The organism is Burkholderia sp. Bp9099 (assembly GCF_003857805.1).
Classification (GTDB): domain Bacteria; phylum Pseudomonadota; class Gammaproteobacteria; order Burkholderiales; family Burkholderiaceae; genus Burkholderia.
Genome location: NZ_QTPU01000005.1, coordinates 215,966 through 239,949 on the forward strand (window position 1 = coordinate 215,966; position 23,984 = coordinate 239,949).

Sequence of the window (23,984 nt, forward strand, 5' to 3'; positions counted from 1 at the left end):
GTTTGACGCGCGCATGAATAATCGGTGTCACTGGAGAACGGCATTTCGCCGTACCCGACTGGAGGCCCCGTGGCAGACGAGAGCGATCTCGACAGAACCGAAGCCGCCACTCCGAGGCGCCGCGAGAAGGCGCGCGAGGAGGGGCAGGTCGCGCGTTCGCGCGAGCTGGCTTCGTTCGCGCTGCTCGCGGCCGGGTTCTACGGCGCGTGGCTGCTCGCGGGTCCGTCGGGCGCCCACCTCCAGACGATGCTGCGCGGTGCGTTCGCGTTCGACCGCGCGACCGCGTTCGACACGCACCGGATGCTGTCGGCGGCCGGCAGCGCGAGCCTCGAGGGTCTCGCCGCGCTGCTGCCGATCCTGGCGCTCACCGGCCTCGCCGCGCTGCTCGCGCCAATGGCGCTCGGCGGCTGGCTGATCTCGCAGAAGACCTTCGAGCTGAAGTTCGACCGCCTGAACCCGATCTCGGGCCTGGGCCGGATGTTCTCGATCCAGGGGCCGATCCAGCTCGGGATGTCGCTCGCGAAGACGCTCGTCGTCGGCGGGATCGGCGGGATCGCGATCTGGCGCAGCAAGGACGAGCTGCTCGGTCTCGCGACCCAGCCGCTCGGCTCGGCGCTCGCCGATGCGATGCATCTGGTCGCCGTGTGCTGCGGCACGACGGTCGCCGGGATGCTGGTGGTCGCCGCGCTCGATGTGCCTTACCAACTCTGGCAGTACAACAAGAAGTTGCGCATGACGAAGGAAGAAGTGAAGCGCGAGCATCGCGAGAACGAAGGCGATCCGCACGTGAAGGGCCGCATCCGCCAGCAGCAGCGCGCGATCGCGCGGCGCCGGATGATGGCCGCCGTGCCGAAGGCCGACGTGGTCGTCACGAACCCGACGCACTTCGCCGTCGCGCTGCAGTACACGGACGGCGAGATGCGTGCGCCGAAGGTCGTCGCGAAGGGCGTGAACCTCGTCGCCGCGCGCATCCGCGAACTCGCGGCCGAGCACAACGTGCCGCTGCTCGAGGCGCCGCCGCTCGCGCGTGCGCTGTATCACAACGTCGAACTCGAACGCGAGATTCCCGGCTCGCTGTACTCGGCTGTCGCCGAAGTGCTCGCGTGGGTCTACCAGCTCAAGCGTTTCCGCTCGGAAGGCGGCGCCTTCCCGGCCGCGCCGGTCGATCTCGACGTGCCGGCCGACCTCGACAAGGGGTCGTCGGTCGCCGCCGACGACGAGCGTGAAGAAGCCGAAGACACGCTCGGCAAGCAAGGGAACGCAGCATGAGCACCCCGACCACCGGCCTGTTCGCCAAGCGCGCGAACCCGTTCGCGGGCACCAACCTGCGCGCGCTCGCGGGCCCGATCCTCATCTGCATGATCCTGGGGATGATGATCCTGCCGCTGCCGCCGCTGCTGCTGGATCTGCTGTTCACCTTCAACATCGCGCTGTCGGTGATGGTGCTGCTCGTCAGCATGTACACGATGAAGCCGCTCGACTTCGCGGCGTTCCCGAGCGTGCTGCTGTTCTCGACGCTGTTGCGGCTGTCGCTGAACGTCGCGTCGACGCGCGTCGTGCTGCTCGAAGGCCACACCGGCCCCGACGCGGCGGGCCAGGTGATCGAGGCGTTCGGCCACTTCCTCGTCGGCGGCAACTTCGCGGTCGGCATCGTCGTGTTCGTGATCCTGATGATCATCAACTTCATGGTGATCACGAAGGGCGCGGGGCGGATCGCCGAAGTGTCCGCGCGCTTCACGCTCGACGCGATGCCCGGCAAGCAGATGGCGATCGACGCCGACCTGAACGCGGGCCTCATCAACGAGGAACAGGCGCGCAAGCGGCGCCTCGCCGTGTCGCAGGAAGCCGAGTTCTACGGGTCGATGGACGGCGCGTCGAAGTTCGTGCGCGGCGACGCGATCGCGGGCCTGATCATCATGGCGATCAACGTGATCGGCGGTCTGATCGTCGGGATGGTGCAGCACGACATGAGCTTCGCCGCGGCCGGCACCAACTACACGCTGCTGACGATCGGCGACGGCCTCGTCGCGCAGATCCCGTCGCTCGTGATCTCGACCGCGGCCGGCGTGATCGTGTCGCGCGTCGCGACCGACGAGGACATCGGCACGCAGATCACCGGCCAGCTGTTCACCAACCCGCGCGTGCTCAACATCACCGGCGCGATCATCGTGCTGATGGGGCTGATCCCGGGCATGCCGCACGTCGCGTTCCTCGCGCTCGGCGGCGGCGCGATCTGGCTGGCCCGCACGCAGACGCGTCGCGCGGCGGCCCGCGTGGCGGCCGGCGACGTGACCGAGATCGCACCGCCCGCCGCGCTGCCGGGCGACAGCCACGAGGCGACCTGGGACGACGTGCAGCTGATCGATCCGCTCGGCCTCGAAGTCGGCTACCGGCTGATCCCGCTCGTCGACAAGAACAGCGACGGCGAGCTGCTCAAGCGCATCAAGAGCATCCGCAAGAAATTCGCGCAGGAAATCGGCTTCCTGCCGCCGGTGATCCACATCCGCGACAACCTCGAGCTGCGGCCGAACGCATACCGGATCGCGCTGAAGGGCGTCGAGATCGGCACGGGCGAAGTGTTCCCGGGCCAGTGGCTCGCGATCAACCCGGGCCAGGTGACGGCCGCGCTGCCGGGCGCCACGACGCAGGATCCGGCGTTCGGGTTGCCGGCCGTGTGGATCGACGTCGCGATGCGCGAGCAGGCGCAGGTGTACGGCTACACGGTCGTCGATGCGAGCACGGTCGTCGCGACCCATCTGAACCATCTGGTCGTGCAGCACGCGGCCGAGCTGCTCGGCCGCCAGGAAGTGCAGTCGCTCGTCGAGCGCACCGGCAAGGATGCGCCGTCGCTCGTCGAGGACCTCGTGCCGAAGACGATCTCGCTGACGACGCTGCAGAAAGTGCTGCAGAACCTGCTCGAGGAAGGCGTGCCGATCCGCGACATGCGCACGATCCTCGAGGCCGTGTCCGAACACGCGGGCCGCGGCGACGCGTACGAGATCACCGCCGCGGTGCGGCTGTCGCTCGGCCGGGCGATCACGCAGCAGTGGTATCCGGGCGCGGGCGAGATGCAGGTGATGGGCCTCGATTCGAATCTCGAGCGCGTGCTGTCGCAGGCGCTCGCCACCGGCGCGAACCCGGGCCTCGAACCCGGCCTCGCGCACAACCTTCTGACCGGCACGCAGCAAGCGATGCTGCGTCAACAGAATCTCGGGCTGCCGCCCGTGCTGCTGGTGCAGCACGCGCTGCGCGCGATGCTCGCGCGTTTCCTGCGCCGCAGCCTGCCGCAACTGAAAGTGCTGTCGTATGCCGAAGTGCCGGACACGCGCACGATCAAAGTCGTTAACGTCATCGGGGGTTCCGCTTGAACATTCGCAAATTCACCGGCGCGACCAGCCGCGACGCGCTTCGCCTCGTGCGCGAGGCACTGGGTGCCGACGCCGTCGTGCTGTCGAACCGCACGCTCGATGACGGCAGTGTCGAAATCGTCGCGCTCGCCGATTCGGATCTCGCCGCGGTCGCGCCGCCGGCCGCGGCCCGGGCGCGCAGCCTTCCGCCGCGCACGCCGGAATCCGTGCCGGCCGCAGCCGTGCCGGGCATCGTGTCGCGCCCGGGTGCCGGGCTCGCGCGCCCGGCCGTCAATCCGTATGCAGCAGGCGAGGGCGGGCTCCCGGACGTGTTTTCCTCGGTGTTCGGCGCGCGCGCCGAAGCGACGGAGCCGGCCGCGGAATCGACCGCCTTCGACGCGGATGCCGACACGCACGCAACGGCCGCGGCATCGGGCGCGCCGGTTGCGCCCGTTGCGCCGATCACCGCCGCCGGCACGCCGTCGGCAGCGTCCGAACCCGCGCCGTGGCTCGTCGAGCACGCGAAACGCCTGACCCAGCAGCGCGAAGCGCTGATCGCCCGCGCGCAGGCCGCCCCGACCGCCCCGCAAGCGCCGGCCCGCATGCAGCAGGACGCCGCACCCGCGACGCCTGCCGCCTGGGCGCGCGACATCGTGCGCGACGCCGAGCGCCGGATGCCGCCGGCCGCCGCTGCGACGGCCCGCCAGGGCGAAACGGGTGCCGCGAAGCCGGCCGAACGCACGCGCCTGTCCGCCGAGGCCGCCGCCGCGGTGGCAGACGCGGTGAAGGCGCGCGTCGAGAGCATCGTCAACGACACGGTGATGCACGAGCTCGGCGCGATGCGCGGGATGATGGAAGCGCAGTTCGACAGCCTGATGTGGCACGACCGCCAGCGCCGCAGCCCGGTGCACGGCGCGCTGACCCGGCACCTGTTCTCGGCCGGCTTCTCCGCGCAGCTGGTGCGCATGCTGGTCGACAACCTGCCGTCCGGCGACGGCGCGCAGACCTTCGAGCAGGCCGCCGACTGGGCGCAGTCGGTGCTCGCGGCGAACCTGCCGGTGCTCGAGAGCGAAGACGCGCTGATGGAGCGCGGCGGCGTGTTCGCGCTGATGGGGCCGACCGGCGTCGGCAAGACGACCACCACCGCGAAGCTCGCCGCGCGCTGCGTGATGCGCTTCGGCGCGAGCAAGGTCGCGCTGCTGACCACCGACAGCTACCGGATCGGCGGCCACGAGCAGCTGCGCATCTTCGGCAAGATCCTCGGCGTCCCCGTGCATGCGGTGAAGGATGCGGGCGATCTCGAGCTCGCGCTGTCCGAGCTGCGCAACAAGCACATCGTGCTGATCGACACGATCGGCATGAGCCAGCGGGACCGCGCGCTGTCCGACCAGATCGCGATGCTGCACGGTGCGAACGCGCCGGTGCAGCGCCTGCTGCTGCTCAACGCGACGAGCCACGGCGACACGCTCAACGAGGTCGTCCAGGCCTACCGCAGCGCGGCCGACCATCCGCACGCGGCACACCCCGATCTCGCCGGCTGCATCCTGACCAAGCTCGACGAGGCGACCCATCTCGGCGGCGTGCTCGACACGGTGATCCGCTACAAGCTGCCGGTCCACTACGTGTCGACCGGCCAGAAGGTGCCGGAGAACCTGTACGTCGCGTCGACCAAATTCCTGCTGAAGAGCGCGTTCTGTGTGCCGCGCGACGGCTCGCCCTTCGTGCCGCAAGACGAAGACATGCCGACGCTGCTGTCCGCACTGACCGCACGTTCCACCGCCGAGCTGCACGAGGTGCGATTTGGATAAACGGATCATCGATCAGGCCGAAGGGCTGCGGCGCCTGCTGGCCGGGCGCGCGTCGCGCATCGTCGCGGTGACGGGCGGGCCGGCGGGCGTCGGCTGCACGTCCACCGTCGTGAACCTCGCGGCGGCGCTGACCGCGCTCGGCAAGGACGTGCTCGTCGTCGACGAGCGCGCCGACGTGCAGTCGGCCACGGCGACGCTCGCGGGCGCGTGGCTGCGCGACGGCGAACGCACGCGCGTCGCCGCCGGCTTCGGCCTGTGCGCGGCCGCGCGGCTCGCACGCGACGGCTACGACGATACGGAACTGAGCGACTTCGTCGACGGCCAGGCCGACATCGTGCTGGTCGACGCGCAGCTCGGCGCCGACGGCGGGTTCTCCGCGCTCGCGCGCGAGGCGCACGACGTGCTGATCGTCACGCGGGTCGCCGCGCAGGCGATCACCGAGGCGTACGCGTGCATGAAGCGGCTGCATTTCGCGCACGCGGTCGCGCAGTTCCGCGTGCTGACCAATCACGTCGGCAGCCACGCCGACGCGAGGACCGCATTCGACAACCTCGCGGGCGTCGCGAGCCGCTACCTGACGGTGTCGATCGCCGACGCCGGCTGCGTGACCGCCGATCCGCTCGTCGAGCATGCGCGCGACCTGATGCATACCGCGGTCGACGCGTTTCCGTCGTCGGCCGCCGCGCGCGATTACCGGCAGATTGCCGCCGACCTGCTGTACTGGCCGATGCGCCCGGGCACGGGCGCGGGGCGCGCCGTGCATGCGGGCGGCAAGCCGTCTTACGAGGCGGGTGCGGCGCACGCCGCGTGAGCGCCACCGCAAGGAGAGAGCCATGATGTACAACGCTCAGGGAAAGATGACCCAGGCCGACGTGCTCGCGCAATACGCGCCGCTCGTGCGGCGCCTGGGGCTGCAGCTCGTCGCGAAGATGCCGGCGAGCGTCGACCTCGACGACCTGATCCAGGCCGGCATGATCGGCCTGATGGACGCGGCCGGCCGCTACAAGGAAGACCAGGGCGCGCAGTTCGAGACCTACGCGACCCAGCGCATCCGCGGCGCGATGCTCGACGAGCTACGCAGCAACGACTGGCTGCCGCGCAGCCTGCGCAAGACGTCGCGCGAGGTCGAGCACGCGGTGCACCAGGTCGAGCAGCAGCTCGGCCGCTCGGCGAGCGAGACCGAGATCGCGCAGCACCTGAAGATGCCGCTCGACGAATACCAGGGGATGCTGCAGGACCTGCACGGCAGCCAGCTCATCTATTACGAGGATTTCGACCGCGCGGCCGACGACGAGCCGTTCCTCGACCGCTATCGCGTCGATCACGCCGATCCGCTGTCGGCGCTGCTCGACGACCACCTGCGCGAGGCACTCGTCGACGCGATCGACCGGCTGCCCGAGCGCGAGAAGCTGCTGATGTCGCTGTACTACGAGCGCGGGCTGAACCTGCGCGAGATCGGCGCGGTGCTCGAAGTCAGCGAGTCGCGCGTGTGCCAGCTGCACAGCCAGGCCGTCGCGCGCCTGCGCGCGCGGTTGCGCGAACAGGCGTGGGTCGGCGCGGAGAACTGACCCTTTCACGGCAGCCCACGCGCGCCGACGCGGCGCGCGGCGCGCATTTCCCGCGCCGATTTGCTACAATCCCTCCCGTTTTCCGAGGAGCGTTGCGACGGACCATCCTGCGTCCGCCAGGCTCGGAAAGCTTCACCAAGCAGCCGTGCGGCGATATTTGCACCGGCCCCGCTTCCTGAACGGCGCTCACGTCACCAATTTCTAGAACTTTTTTAGAAAGGAGGGCGTGATGAACGCCATTATCGATTCCCAGGCTTCCAAGGATTACATCGTCGCCGACATGGCGCTTGCCGGCTGGGGCCGCAAGGAACTGAACATCGCCGAGACCGAAATGCCGGGCCTCGTGCAGATCCGCGACGAATACAAGGCGCAGCAGCCGCTGAAGGGCGCGCGCATCGCCGGTTCGCTGCACATGACGATCCAGACCGGCGTGCTGATCGAGACGCTGAAGGCGCTCGGCGCGGACGTGCGCTGGGCGTCGTGCAACATCTTCTCGACGCAGGACCATGCCGCGGCCGCGATCGTCGAAGCCGGCACGCCGGTGTTCGCGTTCAAGGGCGAGTCGCTCGACGAATACTGGGAGTTCTCGCACCGCATCTTCGAATGGCCGAACGGCGAATTCGCGAACATGATCCTGGACGACGGCGGCGACGCAACGCTGCTGCTGATCCTCGGCTCGAAGGCCGAGAAGGACCGTTCGGTGATCGCGAAGCCGACCAACGAGGAAGAAGTCGCGCTGTACAAGTCGATCGCGAAGCACCTCGACGCGGACCCGACCTGGTACTCGACGCGCCTCGCGCACATCAAGGGCGTGACCGAGGAAACCACGACCGGCGTGCACCGCCTGTACCAGATGGAAAAGGACGGCCGCCTGCCGTTCCCGGCGTTCAACGTGAACGACTCGGTCACGAAGTCGAAGTTCGACAACCTGTACGGCTGCCGCGAATCGCTCGTCGACGGCATCAAGCGCGCGACCGACGTGATGATCGCGGGCAAGGTCGCGGTCGTCGCGGGCTACGGCGACGTGGGCAAGGGCTGCGCGCAATCGCTGCGCGGCCTGGGCGCGACCGTGTGGGTCACCGAAATCGACCCGATCTGCGCGCTGCAGGCGGCGATGGAAGGCTACCGCGTCGTGACGATGGAATACGCGGCCGACAAGGCCGACATCTTCGTGACGGCGACCGGCAACTACCACGTGATCAACCACGATCACATGAAGGCGATGCGCCACAACGCGATCGTCTGCAACATCGGCCACTTCGACTCGGAAATCGACGTCGCGTCGACCCGCCAGTACCAGTGGGAAAACATCAAGCCGCAGGTCGACCACATCATCTTCCCGGACGGCAAGCGCGTGATCCTGCTGGCCGAAGGCCGCCTCGTGAACCTCGGCTGCGCGACCGGCCACCCGTCGTTCGTGATGTCGAACTCGTTCGCGAACCAGACGCTCGCGCAGATCGAGCTGTTCGTGCGCGGCAACGAGTACGAGAACAAGGTGTACGTGCTGCCGAAGCACCTCGATGAAAAGGTCGCGCGCCTGCACCTCGCGCGCATCGGCGCGAACCTGTCCGTGCTGTCGGACGAGCAGGCTGCGTACATCGGCGTGCAGAAGGACGGCCCGTTCAAGCCGAACCACTACCGCTACTGATGCGCCGTCGCCGCCGTGCCGCGGGCGTCCCGCATCGGGCGGGCGCGGTACGGCGGCACGGTGCCGGATCGCCGGCCGTCGCGTCATGTCCGCCGCTGCGCGGGCACGCGTGGCGGCCGGCGGCGGTCACCGAGCATTGACCGACCAGATCGACAACCGAACCGGAGCCCTCCATGAGCGTCATCCTCACCTGGGTCATCAACGCCCTCGCGCTGCTGATCATCACGTACCTCGTGCCGTCGATCCACATCAAGAGCTTCGGCACCGCGCTGATCATCGCGGTCGTGCTGGGCCTGATCAACACGGTGATCCGGCCGGTGTTGATCCTGCTGACGCTGCCCGTCACGATCGTCACGCTCGGGGTGTTCATCCTCGTCGTGAACGCGCTGTGCTTCTGGTTCGCGTCGTCGCTGCTGAAGGGGTTCGAGGTGTCGGGTTTCTGGTCGGCGTTCTTCGGTTCGATCCTGTACAGCATCGTGTCGTGGCTGCTGTCCGCGCTGATCTTCGGGCAGCGCGACATCGGCTGACGGCCGGGCTCACTCTTGCGAATCATGAAACCGATCGAACTCTCGTTTGAATTCTTCCCGCCGAAGACGGCGGAGGGCGTCGAGAAGCTGCGCGCGACGCGTGCGCAGCTGCTGCCGCTGAAGCCGAAATTCGTCTCCGTGACGTTCGGCGCCGGCGGCTCGACGCAGCAGGGCACGCTCGATACCGTGCTCGACATGCAGAAGGACGGCCTCGAGGCCGCGCCGCACCTGTCGTGCATCGGCTCGTCGCGCGACAACCTGCGCGCGATCCTCGACCAGTACCGCTCGCACGGTATCCGGCATATCGTCGCGCTGCGCGGCGACCTGCCGTCGGGGATGGGCGCGGTCGGCGAGCTGCGTTATGCGTCCGAGCTCGTCAGCTTCATCCGCGCCGAGCATGGCGACTGGTTCCACATCGAAGTCGCCGGCTATCCGGAATACCACCCGCAATCGCGCTCGCCGAAGGCCGATCTCGAGAACTTCGCGCGCAAGGTGAAAGCCGGCGCGAATTCCGCGATCACGCAATACTTCTTCAATGCCGACGCGTATTTCCGCTTCGTCGAGGATGCGCGCAAGCTGGGGGTGGACGTGCCGATCGTGCCGGGCATCATGCCGATCACGAACTTCTCGCAGCTGATGCGCTTCTCGGAAATGTGCGGCGCGGAAGTGCCGCGCTGGGTCGCGCGCCGGCTCGAGAGCTTCGGCGACGATCGCGACGCGATCCGTGCGTTCGGCGCGGACGTCGTCACGAGCCTGTGCCAGCGCCTGATCGACGCGGGCGTGCCGGGCCTGCACTTCTATACGCTGAACGCGGCGGCCGCGACGCGGACGATCTGCGAACGGCTCTCCATGTAAGCGTCATCACGCGGTTGCATGCGTCGAAAGCCCCGCCGGCAAAACCGGCTGGGCTTTTTTTTCGCTGCCGGTCGGCCGGTCCGCCCGCCGCGCCAGCGTCAGCGCTGCGCCTGCATCAGCGGCGGGCGCCGGTCGAACCACGGCCGCGCCTGTTCGAGCTGGCGCGCGAGTTTCAGCAGCAACGCATCGTCGGCGTGGCGCGCGACGAACTGCACGCCGATCGGCAGCCCGCGCGCGTTCCACCAGAGCGGCACCGACATCGCCGGCTGGCCCGTCAGGTTGAACAGCTCGGTGCAGCCGGCCCACGCGAACGCCTTCTCCGACGCCTTCGCGAGCATCTCGCGCAGCAGCGGTTTCACCGGCAGCGCGCCGAGCAGCTTCATCTGCGCGGCTTCGAGCGGCGTCGGCTGCAGCTCGCCGATCTTGACCGGCGGCCCCGCGAGCGTCGCGCACAGGATCGCGTCGTAGCGCGACACGAGGCCCGCGACCTGCACGGTGAGCTGGCGCTGCCATTCGAGCACGTCCGGCAGGCGCGCGCGGGCGACGCGCCTGCCGACGACGGCCATCGCCCACGTCGCCGGCTCGAACTCCGCGCGCTTCGGCGTGCGTCCGGTCAGCGCGCGCGCACCCAGCACCAGCTCCTCGGCGATCGTCGCCCATAGCGTGAGAAAGGTTTCGGCCGCGCGCGCGTAGTCGATGTTCAGCGTCGCCGGTTCGACGTGATGGCCGAGCGATTCGACCAGCGCGGCCGCGTCGTCGAGCGCCGCGCGTGTGTCGCCGGCGAGCGCCGGCGCGAGCATCGGGTCGACGACGAGGCCGATCCGAAGCGGGCCGGGCGGCGCGTCGAGCGCGCCCAGAAAGGTGCCGGGCGCGCCGGGCGGCAGCGTCTGGCCGGTCGTCACGTCGAGCAGCAGCGCACTGTCGCGCACGCTGCGCGACACCGCATGCTGGACGACCAGCTCGCCGTTCGAAGGCAGGTCGACCAGCACCGGATTGCGGCTCGGCTTCAGGCCGAACAGCCCGCAGCACGACGCGGGGATCCGGATCGAGCCGCCGCCGTCGGACGCATGCGCGAGCGGCACGATGCCGGCCGCGACGGCCGCGGCCGCGCCGCCGCTCGAGCCGCCGGGCGTGTGATCGATGTCCCACGGATTGCGGCACGCGCCGAACAGCTCGGGTTCGGTGTACGGCATCTGGCCGATTTCCGACGTGTTGGTCTTGCCGAACACATTGAGCCCGGCCGCGCGGCTGCGCGCGATCAGCGGCGAATCGTCGGCGGGGGCGAAGTAGCGGTAGTGCCGGCTGCCCATCGACAGCGGCAGCCCGGCGACCGCCGCGCCCAGATCCTTGACGAGATACGGGACGCCCGCGAACGGCGCGTCGGTGCCGGTGTCGCCGGCCTGCTCGGCCCGCTTGCGCGCGGCGTCGTAGTCCTGCAGCACGATCGCGTTGATCGCGCCGTTCACCGCTTCGGCCTGGCCGATCGCGGCGTCGAGCAGTTCGCGCGGGCTCGCCTTGCGTTCGCGCACGAGCGTGGCGAGGCCGATCGCGTCATGCGCGAGATAGTCCGAGTGCATCGCGGTCACCCCCGTTGTGACTCGTGGCGATGAAAGGAGGATAACGCGGGCCCGGCGCGCCGGACCCGCCGCCGGCGGCCTTTACAGGTGTTCGGCGAGGAACGTCAGCGTGCGGCCGTGCGCGAGCGCCGCGGCGCGCTGGTTGTACGATGCGCGGTCGGTGCAGTTGAAGCCGTGCTCGGCGCCCGGGTACAGGTGGAACGACGCGTTGTGGCGGCCCGCGAACGCGGCCTTCACCTGCTCGACGGCGGCGAGCGGGATCGCGTGGTCGTTCTCCGCGTAGTGGAACAGGATCGGCTGCGTGATCTTGCCGGCGAGGTCGAGCGCATTCTGGATGCCGCCGCCGTAGTAGGCGACCGCCGCATCGACCTTGCCGGCCGCGGCCGCGCGGTACGCGAGCTGGCCGCCGAAGCAGTAGCCGATCGCGGCGACCTTGCCGGCGACTTCGGGGCGCGCGCGCAACGCGTCGGCGGCCGCGCCGATGTCCGCGACCGCGAGGCCCACGTCGGTCTTCTTCATCAGCTCGATACCCTTGTCGCGATCGGCGCCTTCGTAGGTCAGTTCGACGCGCGGCTGCGTGCGCCAGAACACGTCCGGCGCGAGCGCGACGAAGCCGTCGGCCGCGTACTGGTCGGCGACCGCGCGAATGTGCGCGTTCACGCCGAAGATTTCCTGGATGATGATGACGGCGGGGCCCTTGCCGCGCTTGGGCAGCGCGAGATAGCCGCCGAAGCTGTCGTTACCGGTCGGGATGTCGATCCATTGGGCTGTCACGTTTGAACTCCTGGCGAACGGGCGCGCGACATGCGCGCCGCGGATGGAAATGGAGGCGGCCCAGTGTGCCACCAATCCCCGGACGCTGCAGCGCGCGCAAGCGGCGCGCCGGCCGGGTATGCGCGGCTCGAACCCGCGTGCCGAACCCGCTTCTCGCGCAGCGATCGTTTCGATCTCGATTATTCATTTTTCGGCGGCGTGCGGCTTCGATAGAGTCGACGTGTCGGCCTTTACAAAGCGCTTTCGCGCATCGCCCCCGAAGGATTCGCCATGCCAGCCCGTGCATTTTCCACCCCGTTTTCCGAACGCTTCGGCCTGCGCCTGCCGCTCGTGCAGGCGCCGATGGTCGGCGCGACCACGGCCGCGATGGTCGCGGGCGCGTCCAACGCCGGCGCGCTCGGCAGTCTCGGCGCCGGCGCGTTCGAGCCGGACCGTCTCGCGACCGAAGTCGCCGCGATTCGCGCGGCGACTTCGCGTCCGTTCGCCGTGAACCTGTTCGTGTTGCCCGACGCCGCGCCCGACGCCGCGCCCGACGCGGCGACCGTCGCTCGCGCGCTCGCCGCGATCGATCCGTTGAACGCGACGCTCGGGCTGCCGCCGGGCAGCGCGCCCGCGCGTTACGCACCCGACTTCCGCGCGCAGCTCGACGCGCTCGTCGCGCTGCGCGTGCCGGTCGCGAGTTTCACGTTCGGCGTGCTCGACGCGGCCGACGTCGCGCGCCTGAAGGCCGCCGGCACTTACGTGATCGGCACCGCGACGCACGTCGCCGAAGGGCTCGCGTGGCGGGCGGCTGGCGCCGACGCGCTGTCCGCGCAGGGCGCCGAAGCCGGCGGCCATCGCGGTACCTTCATCGGCCCGGCCGACGATGCGCTGATCGGCACGCTCGCGCTGGTGCCGCAGCTCGTCGATGCGACCGGGCTGCCCGTGCTCGCCGCGGGCGGCATCATGGACGGCCGCGGGATCGCCGCCGCGCTCGCGCTCGGCGCGCAGGGCGCGCAGCTCGGCACCGCGTTCCTGACGTGTGCGGAAAGCGCGATCGCGGCGGACTGGAAGGCGCGGCTGCTCGCGAGCGCCGATACGTCGACGCAGGTCACGCGCGCGATCACCGGCCGCCATGCGCGTGGCTTGCGCAATGCGCTGATGATGCGGCTCGGCGAACGCGTGGCCGATGCCGCGCCGTATCCGGTGCAGAACGCGCTGACCCAGCCGCTGCGCCAGGCCGCCGCGCGCGCGAATGACGGCGACTACCTGTCGCTGTGGGCCGGGCAGGGCGCGCCGCTCGCCAGGCGGCGCGACGCCGCGCTGACGACGTCGCAGCTCGTCGACGCGCTCGACGCCGAATGGCGCGCGGTGCCTGCGTAAACGATTCGACGGCCGCCGGAGCGGCTCGCGTCGGCACACGAAACGCGCGCGTCGTCACGCGCGTTTCATTCAATGATCCCGCGCACAAAATACCGAATCGAAATGACACGGGAATGCTTTAAATCAACCTTTCGCCAGGCCGCGTGGAACTAGCGGAAACCCTTATCCGGCGGGGCTTGCGGCGACATTCGAGCAGTCATTCCAAAGCGCCCGTATCGGTAGTGTTACCACTACCCCAAAAAAGTCCCACAAATTAATTTGATCACCTACACTTGCGCGCAAGTACGGGCGGGCGGCTGCTAAAAGCGGTTGCTTCCCACGTGCTTGAGGCCAAGTGCATGAACGATGCAACCGGCGAATCGTCCAGTGAATGCAAACACAGGGATGGCAGCGGGGCACCGGGCGATGGCGTTTATTGGGACCGAAACTGGAGACTTACATGAATATCAAGATGCAAAAGCTGTTGCCTATCACCGCAGCGGCGATGCTGTGCGTTGCAGCGGCAAGCAACGCGGCCGCCGATCAAGTCGTCAAGATCGGCCACGTCGCGCCCTTGACGGGCGGTATTGCACACCTGGGCAAGGACAACGAAAACGGTGCACGTCTCGCAGTCGAGGAGATCAACGCCAAGGGTCTCACGATCGGCGGCCAGAAAATCACGCTGCAACTCGACGCGCAGGATGACGCGGCCGACCCGCGCCAGGCCACGCAGGTTGCGCAGAAGCTCGTCGACGACAAGGTCGTCGCGGTGGTCGGCCACCTGAACTCGGGCACGTCGATCCCGGCCTCGAAGATCTACAGCGATTCGGGCATCGTGCAGATCTCGCCGTCGGCGACCAACCCGGCGTACACGCAGCAAGGCTTCAAGACCACGTATCGCGTGGTGGCGACCGATGCGCAGCAAGGCCCGGCACTCGCGAACTACGCGCACTCGAAGGGCATCAAGAGCGTCGCGGTGGTCGACGATTCGACCGCCTACGGCCAGGGTCTCGCGAACGAGTTCGAGAAGAAGGCGAAGGCGCTCGGCCTGAAGGTGATGTCGCACGATGCGACCAACGACAAGGCGGTCGACTTCCGCGCGATTCTGACCAAGATCAAGGGCGAGAACCCGGACGCGATCATGTACGGCGGCATGGACGCCACCGGCGGCCCGTTCGCGAAACAGGCGAAGCAGCTCGGCCTGCGCGCGAAGATCCTCGCGGGCGACGGCGTGTGCACGGAGAAGCTGGCCGACCTGGCCGGCGACGCGACCGACAACGTCGTGTGCTCGGAAGCCGGTGCTTCGCTCGAGAAGATGGCGGGCGGCGCGGCGTTCAAGGCGAAGTACGAGAAGCGCTTCGGCCAGCCGATCCAGATCTACGCACCGTTCACGTACGACGCCGTGTACATCATCGTCGATGCGATGAAGCGCTCGAACTCGACGGATCCGGCGAAGATTCTCGCTGCGATGCCGGCGACGAACTACTCGGGCGTGATCGGCACGACGACCTTCGACTCGAAGGGCGACCTGCAGCACGGCGTGATCTCGCTGTACAACTACAAGAGCGGCAAGAAGACGCTGCTCGACGAAGTGAAGATGTAAGCTGAACAGCGGTCGACAGAAGGGGTGAAAGCGCGCCTGCGGCAACGCAGGCGCGCTTTCTTTTTGGCGCGCCCGCCGCGCGGTCAGATCTTCAGGTGTGCGAGGACCTTCGGCGCGACCGCGGCGACGAGCGCCGCGCACAGCGCGACGACCGCCAGCCCGATGGTCAGGTTCGCCGTCTGCGCGACCGCGCCGATCACGACCGGACCGAACAGCAGTCCGAAATACGCGAGCCCGGCCACGTGCGCGAGGCCTTCGGCCGCGTGGATGCCTTTCACGCGCGCGGCGGCGGCGAACAGCACGGGCATCATGTTCGCGAGGCCGAGGCCCATCAGCGTGAAGCCCGTCAGCACGGCGATCGGGTTCGGCAGCAGCAGTGCGCCGATCATCCCGGCGCACGCGAGCGACGCGCTCGCGAACACCAGCTGCGGCGCGCCGAAGCGCGCGCGCACCGCGTCGCCGGCGAAACGCGCGACCGCCATCCCGCCGGAGAACGCCGCATACGCGGCGCTCGCGAGCGCGGGACTCGCCGCGACGACGTCGCGCATGTAGACGGTCGCCCAGTCGTACATCGCGCCTTCGGCGATCAGTGCGATCAGCGCGATGCCGCCGAGCATCCACAGCGCGGGCGAGCGCCAGCGATTGCCGCCGCCGTGCGCGTGTTCGTGATGCGGCACGTGCGGCAGCACGGCCGGGCTCGCGGCGAGCAGCACCGCGGCGCTGACGGCCGCCGCGAGCGCGAGATGCACGGCCGGCGCCATGCCGGCCGACAACAGCGCGCCGCCGGCTGCCGCCCCCGACATCCCGCCGATGCTGAACATCCCGTGCAGCGACGACATGATCGGCTTGCCGAGCGCGATCTCGACCGCGCTTGCCTCGGCATTCATCGCGACGTCGAGCGTCGCCATCGAGAAGCCGAACAGCGCGAGCACGACGAGCAGCATCCAGTAATCGGGGACCACGAGGATCAGCGCCGCGCAGGCGGACATCACGAGCCCGCCCGCGAGGCACGCGGTGCGCGAGCCGACGCGCGCGATCCAGCGCGCGATCGTCAGCATCGCGGCGATCGAGCCGCCCGCGACCGCGAACAGCGCGATCGACAGCAGCCCGGCGCTCAACGCGAACTTGTCGCGCACGGTCGGCACGTGCACGCCCCACGACGCGTACATCATGCCGGCGACGAAGAACAGCGCCATCGTGGCCGTGCGTGCGCGCTGGCGGACCGGCAACGCCAGCACGCGATGCGCGTCGGGCGGCGCGGAAAAGTCGGACGAGGATCGGGAGGAGGATTCGGACACGGAACGCTCTTGAATGGACGATGCGCGGGCGCGTCGCGCCCGTCGGATTCGTCCGATTCTATCGAACCGTTTACGGTCTTGCCGGCGCGCTGGCCGTGCCGCCGGTCGTGATCGGCGCGCACTTTGCCTTCACGCGGCGCGTCGGCCATTCGGCCGATGCCCGGCAAGCCGCCGCCGCGGGTAACATCGATGCGCAGGCGGCGTGCCCGACGCGTTCCGGCGCGGCCCGCCTTCGCCACCCTTGCCACCAGGCCTTCCGATCGCAGGAGTCACCGTGAACATCGATCCCGTCCTTGCCCTGCACCTGCTGCATCGCTGCGCGCTCGGCACGCTCGCGACCCACGCGCGCGACCCGCAAGGCTTTCCCTATCCGACGGTCGTGCCGTTCGCACCCGATGCGGATCATCGGCCCGTGATTCTCGTGAGCGGCCTCGCCGAGCACACACGCAACCTCGCCGCCGATCCGCGCGCGGGCTTCCTGGTCGTCGACGCGCCGGACGGCGACGTGCTGAACGCCGAGCGCGCGACGCTGCTCGGCCGCTTCGTGCCGCTCGGCGACGCGCCGCATGTCGCCGCACGCTACCTGCGCTACGAACCCGACGCCGCGCGCTATCTCGCGCTCGGCGATTTCACGTTCTGGGCGCTCGAGATCGAGCGGCTGCGCTATATCGGCGGATTCGGCCGGATGGGCTGGGTGGACGGCACCGGCCTCGATGCGCTGCCGCCGCTCGGGTTCGACGACGAACGGGCGCTGTGGGACGCATACGACTCGAGCGCTGCGCGCCGCGCCGGGCTCGACCTGCTCGGCGTCGACCGTCACGGCGCCGACTGGCGCTGCGACGGCCGCCGTGTGCGCACGCCGTTCGACCCGGTGCCCGGCGATGCCGGCGCACTGCGCGAGCGGTTGATGGCCAGCGCGCGGGATGTGACGTGAGGCCGCGGATTCAGCTTTGTCTGTTTAGCGTCACGCGCCGTACGATTTTCGCAAACATGTCGCCGGATGAAAGCTTTGATTTTTCCGAATGCGGGTAATTGCGTATGTTGATAGACCTATTTCCGGATCGGGTAATGTCCTAATCTCTATGCAAGCGCGTAAAAATTTGAGAAAAGGCCGTGGCCGGTCAAAATGACATGCGTGAATTACAATTGGTCTCGGGATTTTCGTGAATCCTGCTTCTATCAAATCTTTTTTGTGCTAATCTCTGCCTTCAAAATCCGAGGCACAAATATTTCATGAATGGTGAGCCGGCAGCAGATCGGCGCCATTGGTCATATCGAAAGGGAAACTATGTCTTCTTACAAGGACCTGCTGGCCCAGCGGGAGAAGCTGGAGAAGCAAATCGAAGAAGCGAAGTCGCGCGAATACGCCGAAGTGCTGAATGACGTGAAGCAGAAAATTGCCGACTACGGCTTTTCGCTCGCCGAACTCGGCCTCAGCCGCGCGAAGGCAGGCAAGGTCGGTCGTCCGCGCGCAGGCGTGGCAGCGAAGTACCGCGATCCGGAAACGGGCGCGACGTGGTCGGGCCGTGGCAAGCCGCCGCGCTGGATCGCCGGCAAGGACCGCGAACAGTTCTCGATTTAAACGACTGTTTAAATCATTGCCTCGAAAAGAGCCGCGTATCCGTGCAGGAGCGCGGCTTTTTTGTATCGTGGGATCGGAATGTATGCGTTCTGTCATGAAAATGTCAGAAACGGCGCGTGAATGAAAATGCGACCCGTTCGCATAAGCGGTTGATTTAAATGGAAAATTTGGGGTTATCGGAATGCCCCGCGAGGGTCGTTTGGTAGAATTACGTGTCCCAACCGATATCTCGTATTTCATGTCCACGTTTTCCGACGACGCACAAAGCGCAGATAAGCACGCGGTCGCGCGCAAGAGCACCCTCGTCAGTATCGTGCTGAATGTGGTGCTTGCGACGTTTCAGATCGTCGTCGGCGTGGTTGCGCATTCGCAGGCATTGATTGCCGATGGTATCCATTCGATTTCCGATTTGATCTCGGATTTTGTCGTACTGGTTGCGAATCGCCATAGCGGCGCATCGCCGGATGCCGATCACAATTACGGACACAGCCGCTACGAGACCGTCGCGTCGCTGTTTCTCGGCGCGATCCTGATCGCGGTCGGCATCGGCATGCTCTGGCGCGCCGGCAACCGTCTCGTGAATCTCGAAAACATTCCGGCCGTCCATTTTTCCGCGCTGATCGTCGCGCTCACGGTGCTCGTGTCGAAAGAGGCGCTGTTCCGCTACATGCTGCGCGAGGCGCGGCGCGTGCGTTCGGCGATGCTCGTCGCGAACGCATGGCATGCGCGCTCGGACGCCGCATCGTCGCTCGTCGTCGCGATCGGCATCGTCGGCAGTCTCGCCGGCGTGCGGCTGCTCGACCCGATCGCCGCCGCGATCGTCGGCTTCATGGTCGCGCGCATGGGCTGGACGTTCGGCTATGACGCGCTGCAGGACCTGTCGGATCGCGCACTCGACACTACCGACACGGCCGAGATCCGCGCGCTGCTCGCCGCGACGCCGGGCGTGCGCGACGTGCACGACCTGCGCACGCGCAAGATGGGCGATGCGGCGCTCGTCGACGCGCACATCCTCGTCGATCCGATGATCTCCGTCTCCGAAGGGCATTACATCGCGGAAACCGCACGAGCGCGCGTGCTGCGCGACCCGCGCGTGCTCGACGCGCTGATCCACGTCGACCCCGAGAACGATGTGGCGCGCCGTCCGGCGCTCGCGCTGCCGCCGCGCGCCGAGATTGCGGCGCGGCTCGAGGCCGCGCTCGCGCAGCGCGGGCTGCATCCGGCCGCGATCAACCTGCACTACCTGAGTACGGGGCTCGAGATCGACGTGACGCTCGACGCAGGCGCGGGCGATACCGACGCGGCGCTGGCCGGCCGGCTCGATGTCGACGCGCTGAAGCGCCAGTTCGGCGCGCGCCGGATCGGCTTCACGCGCGGGCTGCCGGCGCAGGCGTGAGCGGCGCCCGCGACCGCGAGCCGCGCGTTACAGCGGCAGTTGCGTGTCGAACTTGATTTCGCGCAGCACGACGCTCGTGCGCACCTGCGACACGGCCGGGATCTTGAAGATCCTTTCGTGCAGGAAGACGTCGTAGGCCTTGATGTCGGGGGCGACGATCTTGAGGATGTAATCGGCTTCGCCCGTCGTGCTGTAGCACTCGGTGACTTCCGGGCAGGTCGCGATCTCGCGCTCGAACTGTTCGACGCCGCCTTCGTTGTGGCGGGTCAGGTGCACGTGCGCGAGCGCACAGACGTGCAGGCCGAGCTTCTCGCGATCGAGCAGCGCGGTGTAGCGCTGGATCACGCCGGACTGTTCCATGTCCTTGATGCGGCGCCAGCACGGCGTACTCGACAGGCCGACCTGGTCGGAGATTTCCTGCACGGAACGGCGCGCGTCGAGCTGCAACAGGCGAAGGATTTTTTGCGAAAAGGAATCGAGCGTCACCTGCGCCTCCATGCGGCAGCTACAACACGCTGAATGTTAGAGGCCCGGGAAAGGAAAGGCAATCTGGCGGCGCGCCGTTGAGCGAGATTCGCTAATTTGCCCGCGGATCCGTTGGGTTTTGTCCCGCTCCCGCCTGTTCCGACCGGTCGGTGTCGGCCACCGCGAGGCCCGCGAGCGCGGCTTGCTGGCGGCGCAGGTCGGCGAGCATGTTGCAGAACAGCGCGCCTTGCTCGATCGCGTCGTCGAGCGCGACGTGCGTGTGCGGATGATCGTCGAACCAGTGCTTCGGAAAGCGCGGCTTGATCGCCTTGCGGTACGGCAGGCCCGTCATCGCGAACGCGAGCGTCTTGATGTCGAGCGCCGACCACGAGAACGGGCAGCGTCCGGCGAAGTGCATCATGTACCAGAACATGAACGTGAAATCGAAGCCGGCCGGCATCGCGACGAACACCGGCTTGCCGGGCAGCGCCTCGACCCATTCGACGTACGCGACGAGCGCGGCCGCCGGCGCCTGCAGGTCGCGCCGACACGCGGCCCACGCTTGCGGCTCCGTCTTCCACCACGCTTCCTGCACCGGATGGGCCTGCGCGCCGGGCAGCGTCTCGAGGTTCGCGGAGAACGTCGCGATCAGCTGCTTGTCCTCCGTATAGGCGGCCGACGCGAAGCTCAGCATCGAGTGCGGGCCGGGAATCGGCCCGTCGGCCTCGACGTCGGTGCTGACGTAGATTTCGGGGATGGCGGTCTGGTTCATCCGAACACCTTGTCGGACACGAACGGATTCGTGCGGCGCTCGTCGCCGAAGGTCGACACCGGGCCGTGGCCCGGCACGAACGTGACGTCGTCGCCCAGCGGCCACAGCTTCTCCTTGATCGAGCGCACGAGGTCCGCGTGGTTGCCGCGCGGGAAATCGGTGCGGCCGATCGAGCCGGCGAACAGCACGTCGCCGACGATCGCGACGCGATGCGCGCGGCTGAAGAACACGACGTGGCCGGGCGTGTGGCCGGGGCAGTGATAGACCTCGAGCGTCTCGTCGCCGAACTGCACGGTGTCGCCGTCGTTCAGCCAGTGGTCCGGCTCGAACGTTTCGGCGGCCGGGAAGCCGAAGCGCTGGCTCTGCATCGGCAGTTGCTCGATCCAGAAGCGCTCGTCTTCCTGCGGTCCCACGATCGGCACGCCGTAGTGCGTCGCGAGTGCCTTCGCGCCCGCGCAGTGATCGACGTGGCCGTGCGTGAGCAGCACCTTCTCGACCTGCACGTTCTGCCGCGCGATCTCCTGTTCGATCCGTTCGAGATCGCCGCCCGGATCGACGACGGCGGCGCGGCCGGTCTTTTCGCAGACGAGCAGCGAGCAGTTCTGCTGGAACGGCGTGACCGGAATGAGCGTGACTTTCATGGAGGCACCGCGGCGGCTAAAAGGAGCGATTGTACCGGTCGCGCGCGCGGCATGCCGGCCCTGCGGTGCGGTGTCGGACGCCGCTCGTGCGGGCAATCCCGGAGCATCCCGATTGTTACAGCCATAGCGAGAATCAATGGTCCGGACGGGGGCCTTTTCGAGACAGGCTTTTGGTTTATGTATAATGCGCCCCATTGCGCGTGAATTTCACGCAATTCGCTGGTGTTTCGACCCCGTTAAACGGGGTGTCGGATTCACCGTCAAGCATCGACCGCCGGGGAGTCCGGCGGTGTATCCAGCACCGAGCATTCGGTGCTCACGTCTTGTCCGGCCGGGTGCTGCGCGCCCGTCTGCGGCCCTGCTGCCGCGCCGCCGGATGAGGCCTGTGCCGCCGTTCCTGTGCGTTGGCTGTACGCGACGCGCGCGAACCTGAAAGCCATGTTCGATGGCGGCATGTGGGGTCTGGTCAGGCTGCCGGGGACAGGTTGCGCCAGACGTGAAAACTAATCAGGACGGTTGCGGCATAGACGAAAGCCGCGCCCATGCTAGCCGCCTGCTCGCGTAGCCGAGCGGGGCGTGCACGCATTTGCCGTCCGGGCCGCATATCTGCGTTGTTCAGCAGCGTTGTACTGGTGCGGCCCGAACCAGAAGGCGACACGTCGATGAATTTTCGATTTCCGACTCGATTCGGGACCATTGCTTTATTTTTTGCGCTGACGGGCTGTGCGGTGCCATCCAGCCAGACCACCGGCAGCGCCAACCAGAAGAACGCGGTCAACAAGACGGCCGCGGCCGCGAAAGCGGATGACGACAAGCAGCAACTGAATTTCGATTCCGCGCTGGCATCGATGCCGGCTGCCGACAGCAAGGACGCGAAGAGGTCGTCGCTGGCGGATGCCGAGCCGATCGACGGCAAGGATGTGTCCGAGTTCCGCCAGACGGGCCGGGCATCGTGGTATGGCCGGGATTTCCACGGCCGCCGCACCGCGAACGGCGAGCGCTTCAACATGAACGCGCTGACCGCCGCGCATCGTACGCTGCCGCTGTCGTCGTACATCAGGGTGACGAACGCGTCGACCGGCAAGTGGGTCGTCGTGAAGGTCAACGATCGCGGGCCGTACAAGCGCGGCCGCGTGCTCGACCTGTCGTATGCCGCTGCCCGGATGATCGGCCTCGTGCACGCCGGCACGGGCCGCGTGAAGATCGAAGGGCTGTCGCCGCAGGAAGCGCGCGAGGCACGCGACGAAATGTTGGCGTCGGTCTCGGCGAGGTAACGCGGCGGTTCGTCCGCCTACGCAAAAGGGCTGCCTTCGGGCAGCCCTTTTGCATTTCCGCGTGCCGGGCGGCGGAGGCCGTCCGTGCTCGCGCGTCAGCCTTCCTTCAGCACCAGCGCGCGCGCATACAGCGCGTTGCGCGACGCGCCCGTCAACGCGGCCGCGAGCTTCGCCGCGCTCTTCACCGGCACTTCTTCCAGCAGCAGCTTGAGCAGCGCGTCGTGCGCGGTGTCGTCGGCTTCGCCGCCGTCGGCCGGCGCGCCTTCCACGACCAGCACGAACTCGCCGCGCTGCCGGTTCGCATCGCCGTCGAGCCAGCTCTGTCCTTCGGCCAGGGTGCCCTGGAACAGCTGCTCGTGTAGCTTGGTGAGCTCGCGCGCAATCAGCAGCCGGCGCGCGGGGCCGAACACGTCGGCGAGGGCGGCGACGGTGTCCGCGATCCGGTGCGGCGCTTCGTAGAAGACCAGCGCGTACGGGTGCCGCACGAGCGCCTGCAGCGCGCTCGCACGCTGCTTCGCCTTCGGCGGCAGGAAGCCCGCGAACGTGAACGTGCCGGCCCAGTCGCCCGCCACGCTCAGCGCGGTCACGGCCGCGCTCGCGCCCGGCAGCGGAATCACCGCGAAGCCGGCCGCGCGCACGGCGTCGACGAGCCGCGCGCCCGGGTCCGAAATGCCGGGCGTGCCGGCGTCCGACACGTACGCGACGCGTTCGCCGGCGCGCAGCAGCTCGATCACGCGCAGCGCGGCTTCGCGTTCGTTGTGCTCGTGCACGGCGACGAGTGGTTTCGAGATCCCGTAGCGGGCCAGCAGCTGGCCCGTGTTGCGGGTGTCTTCGGCCGCGATGCGGTCGGCGAGGCCGAGCACGTGCAGCGCGCGCAGCGTGATGTCGGCGGTGTTGCCGATCGGCGTCGCGACCACGTAGAGCGCGGCGTCCGGGTAGTGCTGTGTTTGCGCGAGTTCGAGGAGGGCAGTCATGGCAGGCAATGCGCGCAATCGCGGCGCAAGCGGAACAAGGACGGCATTGTGCCACGCGGCGCCTGCCGCGCCGGGCGGCGAGCGCGGTTTGCCGCGCGGCGGCGGCAATTTTTCCGGCACGACACGATCCAGGTCGGTTGGCGCGACGTTCGAGCAGCGCGCGCGGCAGTTCCTGGAGCGCCGCGGTCTCGCGTTCGTCGCGGCGAACGTGACGATGCGCGGCGGCGAACTCGACCTCGTGATGCGCACGCCCGACGGCACGCTCGTGTTCGTCGAGGTGCGCGCGCGGCGCAGCACGCGGCACGGCGGCGCGGCCGCGAGCATCGGCTGGCGCAAGCGGCGGCGTCTGGTCGCGGCCGCGCTTCATTTCTGGGTGCGGCATGGCGCGGGTGCCGCGTGCCGTTTCGACGTCGTCGCGTTCGAGGCCGGCCGGCTCGAGTGGCTGCGCGATGCATTTCGTGCCGACGATGCGTAGCCGCGAGCTGTGACGAGATGTAAAGAGTTCTCGTCATACCCCCGGAGAGGGTGCCGGAG

The 23,984-nt window shown here is 68.2% G+C and carries 24 protein-coding genes and 1 riboswitch; of the genes, 16 read left to right on the forward strand and 8 right to left on the reverse strand.

The genetic code is table 11. From position 1 onward, the window contains the following. Nucleotides 1-69 precede the first annotated feature (69 nt). The 8 genes from flhB to metF all read left to right on the forward strand — a co-directional run bounded on the left by flhB (nucleotide 70) and on the right by metF (nucleotide 9,753). Complete coding sequence (gene flhB / locus DIE17_RS07505; RefSeq protein ID WP_124486869.1) at nucleotides 70-1,269, forward strand: flagellar biosynthesis protein FlhB; 1,200 nt, start codon at nucleotides 70-72, stop codon at nucleotides 1,267-1,269. After that, on the forward strand, nucleotides 1,266-3,368 hold the full coding sequence (gene flhA / locus DIE17_RS07510) for a flagellar biosynthesis protein FlhA (RefSeq protein WP_124486870.1): 2,103 nt from the start codon (nucleotides 1,266-1,268) through the stop codon (nucleotides 3,366-3,368). Before flhB ends, flhA begins: the two co-directional genes overlap by 4 nt. Then, a complete protein-coding gene (gene flhF, locus DIE17_RS07515) occupies nucleotides 3,365-5,155 on the forward strand; it encodes a flagellar biosynthesis protein FlhF (protein WP_124520482.1) in 1,791 nt (596 codons plus the stop codon). The genes flhA and flhF overlap by 4 nt, the downstream gene beginning before the upstream one ends. After that, a complete protein-coding gene (locus DIE17_RS07520; RefSeq protein WP_124520483.1) occupies nucleotides 5,148-5,966 on the forward strand; it encodes an AAA family ATPase in 819 nt (272 codons plus the stop codon). Before flhF ends, DIE17_RS07520 begins: the two co-directional genes overlap by 8 nt. Before the next feature lie 22 nt (nucleotides 5,967-5,988). After that, nucleotides 5,989-6,723 (forward strand): RNA polymerase sigma factor FliA, encoded by a 735-nt coding sequence (locus tag DIE17_RS07525; RefSeq protein WP_044846366.1) that lies wholly within the window; start codon nucleotides 5,989-5,991, stop codon nucleotides 6,721-6,723. Between the two features lie 78 nt (nucleotides 6,724-6,801). Next, nucleotides 6,802-6,918, forward strand: a riboswitch (S-adenosyl-L-homocysteine riboswitch). A gap of 34 nt (nucleotides 6,919-6,952) precedes the next feature. After that, complete coding sequence (gene ahcY / locus DIE17_RS07530) at nucleotides 6,953-8,371, forward strand: adenosylhomocysteinase (RefSeq protein ID WP_124486873.1); 1,419 nt, start codon at nucleotides 6,953-6,955, stop codon at nucleotides 8,369-8,371. 173 nt (nucleotides 8,372-8,544) lie between these two features. Continuing rightward, nucleotides 8,545-8,898 (forward strand): phage holin family protein, encoded by a 354-nt coding sequence (locus tag DIE17_RS07535; protein ID WP_006477367.1) that lies wholly within the window; start codon nucleotides 8,545-8,547, stop codon nucleotides 8,896-8,898. A gap of 24 nt (nucleotides 8,899-8,922) precedes the next feature. Beyond that, the gene (gene metF / locus DIE17_RS07540) at nucleotides 8,923-9,753 is read left to right on the forward strand and encodes a methylenetetrahydrofolate reductase [NAD(P)H] (RefSeq protein ID WP_044846364.1); all 831 of its coding nucleotides are present in this window, start codon (nucleotides 8,923-8,925) and stop codon (nucleotides 9,751-9,753) included. Nucleotides 9,754-9,851: 98 nt separating this feature from the next. On the opposite strand, the gene DIE17_RS07545 is transcribed toward metF, so the two are convergent. Together DIE17_RS07545 and DIE17_RS07550 are read right to left on the reverse strand one after the other, a co-directional pair. After that, complete coding sequence (locus DIE17_RS07545) at nucleotides 9,852-11,330, reverse strand: amidase (protein WP_124520514.1); 1,479 nt, start codon at nucleotides 11,328-11,330, stop codon at nucleotides 9,852-9,854. An 81-nt stretch (nucleotides 11,331-11,411) separates the two neighbouring features. Continuing rightward, a complete protein-coding gene (locus DIE17_RS07550; protein WP_124520484.1) occupies nucleotides 11,412-12,104 on the reverse strand; it encodes a dienelactone hydrolase family protein in 693 nt (230 codons plus the stop codon). 270 nt (nucleotides 12,105-12,374) lie between these two features. Between DIE17_RS07550 and DIE17_RS07555 the strand changes: the two genes are divergently transcribed. Continuing rightward, entirely contained in the window at nucleotides 12,375-13,466 is a 1,092-nt protein-coding gene (locus DIE17_RS07555) for a nitronate monooxygenase family protein (protein ID WP_124520485.1), read from the forward strand. A gap of 439 nt (nucleotides 13,467-13,905) precedes the next feature. Beyond that, on the forward strand, nucleotides 13,906-15,048 hold the full coding sequence (locus DIE17_RS07560; protein ID WP_044846361.1) for a branched-chain amino acid ABC transporter substrate-binding protein: 1,143 nt from the start codon (nucleotides 13,906-13,908) through the stop codon (nucleotides 15,046-15,048). A gap of 83 nt (nucleotides 15,049-15,131) precedes the next feature. On the opposite strand, the gene DIE17_RS07565 is transcribed toward DIE17_RS07560, so the two are convergent. After that, nucleotides 15,132-16,346, reverse strand: coding sequence for an MFS transporter (locus DIE17_RS07565; RefSeq protein ID WP_124520486.1), 1,215 nt, complete (start codon nucleotides 16,344-16,346; stop codon nucleotides 15,132-15,134). Nucleotides 16,347-16,366: 20 nt separating this feature from the next. On the opposite strand from DIE17_RS07565, the gene DIE17_RS07570 reads away from it, so the two are divergent. From DIE17_RS07570 to DIE17_RS07585, 4 genes are all read left to right on the forward strand, one after another. After that, nucleotides 16,367-16,624 carry a hypothetical protein gene (locus tag DIE17_RS07570; protein ID WP_124520487.1) on the forward strand — a complete coding sequence of 86 codons (258 nt, stop codon included), beginning with the start codon at nucleotides 16,367-16,369 and terminating at the stop codon, nucleotides 16,622-16,624. Next, complete coding sequence (locus tag DIE17_RS07575; RefSeq protein WP_124520488.1) at nucleotides 16,621-17,280, forward strand: HugZ family protein; 660 nt, start codon at nucleotides 16,621-16,623, stop codon at nucleotides 17,278-17,280. The genes DIE17_RS07570 and DIE17_RS07575 overlap by 4 nt, the downstream gene beginning before the upstream one ends. A gap of 354 nt (nucleotides 17,281-17,634) precedes the next feature. Then, a complete protein-coding gene (locus DIE17_RS07580) occupies nucleotides 17,635-17,928 on the forward strand; it encodes an H-NS family nucleoid-associated regulatory protein (protein WP_096508184.1) in 294 nt (97 codons plus the stop codon). A gap of 238 nt (nucleotides 17,929-18,166) precedes the next feature. Continuing rightward, nucleotides 18,167-19,324, forward strand: a complete 1,158-nt coding sequence (locus DIE17_RS07585; protein WP_044846356.1) for a cation diffusion facilitator family transporter — start codon at nucleotides 18,167-18,169, stop codon at nucleotides 19,322-19,324. 27 nt (nucleotides 19,325-19,351) lie between these two features. On the opposite strand, the gene DIE17_RS07590 is transcribed toward DIE17_RS07585, so the two are convergent. The 4 genes from DIE17_RS07590 to DIE17_RS37310 form a co-directional block, all read right to left on the reverse strand. Next, nucleotides 19,352-19,822 (reverse strand): Lrp/AsnC family transcriptional regulator, encoded by a 471-nt coding sequence (locus DIE17_RS07590; RefSeq protein ID WP_006477376.1) that lies wholly within the window; start codon nucleotides 19,820-19,822, stop codon nucleotides 19,352-19,354. Between the two features lie 79 nt (nucleotides 19,823-19,901). Next, the gene (locus tag DIE17_RS07595; RefSeq protein WP_044846355.1) at nucleotides 19,902-20,561 is read right to left on the reverse strand and encodes an exonuclease; all 660 of its coding nucleotides are present in this window, start codon (nucleotides 20,559-20,561) and stop codon (nucleotides 19,902-19,904) included. After that, entirely contained in the window at nucleotides 20,558-21,202 is a 645-nt protein-coding gene (locus DIE17_RS07600; RefSeq protein WP_044846354.1) for an MBL fold metallo-hydrolase, read from the reverse strand. Before DIE17_RS07600 ends, DIE17_RS07595 begins: the two co-directional genes overlap by 4 nt. Before the next feature lie 466 nt (nucleotides 21,203-21,668). Continuing rightward, nucleotides 21,669-21,950: a hypothetical protein gene (locus DIE17_RS37310; protein WP_185640971.1), complete on the reverse strand. Its 282-nt coding sequence runs from the start codon at nucleotides 21,948-21,950 to the stop codon at nucleotides 21,669-21,671. Between DIE17_RS37310 and DIE17_RS07605 the strand changes: the two genes are divergently transcribed. Further along, nucleotides 21,865-22,476, forward strand: coding sequence for a septal ring lytic transglycosylase RlpA family protein (locus tag DIE17_RS07605; RefSeq protein ID WP_124520489.1), 612 nt, complete (start codon nucleotides 21,865-21,867; stop codon nucleotides 22,474-22,476). The two genes, DIE17_RS37310 and DIE17_RS07605, sit on opposite strands and share 86 nt — an antisense overlap. 95 nt (nucleotides 22,477-22,571) lie before the next feature. Here DIE17_RS07605 and rsmI read toward each other — a convergent pair whose 3' ends face one another. Then, nucleotides 22,572-23,450: a 16S rRNA (cytidine(1402)-2'-O)-methyltransferase gene (gene rsmI / locus DIE17_RS07610; protein ID WP_124520490.1), complete on the reverse strand. Its 879-nt coding sequence runs from the start codon at nucleotides 23,448-23,450 to the stop codon at nucleotides 22,572-22,574. A gap of 46 nt (nucleotides 23,451-23,496) precedes the next feature. Here rsmI and DIE17_RS07615 point away from each other — a divergent pair, with 46 nt between their 5' ends. After that, nucleotides 23,497-23,925 carry a YraN family protein gene (locus DIE17_RS07615; protein WP_124486891.1) on the forward strand — a complete coding sequence of 143 codons (429 nt, stop codon included), beginning with the start codon at nucleotides 23,497-23,499 and terminating at the stop codon, nucleotides 23,923-23,925. Nucleotides 23,926-23,984: the final 59 nt, after the last annotated feature.